The organism is Vibrio sp. S11_S32, assembly GCF_014694465.1.
GTDB lineage: Bacteria > Pseudomonadota > Gammaproteobacteria > Enterobacterales > Vibrionaceae > Vibrio > Vibrio algicola.
In genome coordinates this window covers 1-1,453 of record NZ_JAAUWS010000113.1, presented here as the reverse complement: position 1 = coordinate 1,453, position 1,453 = coordinate 1, and the positions used below count along the sequence as shown (strand labels likewise).

Genomic DNA, 1,453 nt, shown 5'->3' with positions numbered 1-1,453 from the left:
GCTGTTTAGTTTGGTTGTATTTGTAAGGCATTTGTTAATTATTCTGATATGAAAGGTCGATTAAAATAATAACCGACCCTGACAGTATTGCCTAATTGATTGTTTATCGAGCGATGCAACAAAGCCATAATAACAAGATCGCGGCCTTTCTTTTCGATCCGATAAGATAGTGTCGCCAAGTTTGAAGCCTCGCCACATTTTGTCGATTCCTTACAAATTTTTGCCACGTTCTGACCTAACAACAACTCATAATAACTATTTCGTGTTGAAACCCTGTTATTTAATATAGTGATATTAGTTGGTTGACTAGTAGCCATGATCGGGTTTTCAGGTGGATAATATTTTGCTTCAACAATAACGTTGGGATCATGGGGCTTTGGAACTGAGCTACAGCCAGCCATCAGGAAACCCAAAACAGCTACACTTAAAAATTTAAACCTTTTATTCATATTTTCTTCCTTAAGATAACAAAACAACATGTCATTTAAGTACCTCTTACTGACATATGACAATAGAGTGATGCTTAGTTTTCGTGGTATTTGAAGTGAAACGTGATCGCGAGCCAAAAGAAAGGCCGCTAGATTCACAGTATTAGCGTTGACACCTTAACACGTCACAATGATGCAACTTGCCACAATAGAAGCTATGCGCTACAATAATAAAAATCAACTTTAAATAGGATACTTAAAATGGCTACAGCAAGCATTAGATTAGATCAAGACCTTGTACAAAAAGCTACCATTATGGCTAAAGCATTTAGCCGTACCGCACCAAAACAAATTGAACACTGGGCTAAAATTGGTGAAATGATGGAAGATAACCCAGAATTACCATATGAGTTTGTAAAACAAGCAATTATTGCCAAAGCTGAAAAAGAAGCAGGAAAGTTGGAGAACTATAATTTTGGCTAAGATAACTCAAATTTTACAGACGCCTACATTTAAGAAAGCAGTAAAAAAGCTACATAAAAATCAGAAGCTTGATCTTGATAATGCAGTTAAAGAACTAATGAAAGAGCCATTATTAGGAGAGCAAAAGAAAGGTGACTTGTCATTTTTACGTGTTTATAAATTCAAAATGGTTAAGCAATTAACGTTACTTGGTTACAGTTACGAAGATGGCACCGTCACCCTTGAGCTAATGGCATTAGGATCTCATGAAAACTTTTACCGTGATGTTAAAAATATCTTCTGAGTCATAGCGAGAATATAGAATTACTCCAAGCTTCGCATAATTATTCTTTTCATTATTCAGAATATGAAAACTACTCAAAATCGAGAATAATGGTTTTTATGCGTTGGGATTTTGTTCTATTTAGCGCATGACATATTCTGGTCTAATCGATCTGGACACCTTGATTGTGGATAATACGATAATCAATCGAGGTGAATATGAATACAAAACGTCAATATCGAACTTATACGAAAGAATTTAAAGAAGAGGCAATCGGCCT

General features: G+C 35.4%; 3 protein-coding genes. 2 read left to right on the top strand and 1 reads right to left on the bottom strand.

Going from position 1 to position 1,453, the window contains the following annotated elements:
* Nucleotides 1-38: 38 nt before the first annotated feature.
* A complete protein-coding gene (locus tag HC723_RS16780) occupies nucleotides 39-449 on the bottom strand; it encodes a hypothetical protein (protein ID WP_190339902.1) in 411 nt (136 codons plus the stop codon).
* 240 nt (nucleotides 450-689) lie between these two features.
* On the opposite strand from HC723_RS16780, the gene HC723_RS16775 reads away from it, so the two are divergent.
* Together HC723_RS16775 and HC723_RS16770 are read left to right on the top strand one after the other, a co-directional pair.
* Entirely contained in the window at nucleotides 690-911 is a 222-nt protein-coding gene (locus HC723_RS16775) for a TA system antitoxin ParD family protein (protein ID WP_153448283.1), read from the top strand.
* Nucleotides 904-1,194 carry a type II toxin-antitoxin system RelE/ParE family toxin gene (locus tag HC723_RS16770; RefSeq protein ID WP_190339901.1) on the top strand — a complete coding sequence of 97 codons (291 nt, stop codon included), beginning with the start codon at nucleotides 904-906 and terminating at the stop codon, nucleotides 1,192-1,194. Before HC723_RS16775 ends, HC723_RS16770 begins: the two co-directional genes overlap by 8 nt.
* The last annotated feature ends 259 nt before the right edge of the window (nucleotides 1,195-1,453 follow it).

Coding starts and splice junctions, on each gene's coding strand:
- HC723_RS16780 (WP_190339902.1), bottom strand. CDS start 449: ATGAATAAAAGGTTTAAATTTTTAAGTGTAGCTGTTTTGGGTTTCCTG.
- HC723_RS16775 (WP_153448283.1), top strand. CDS start 690: ATGGCTACAGCAAGCATTAGATTAGATCAAGACCTTGTACAAAAAGCT.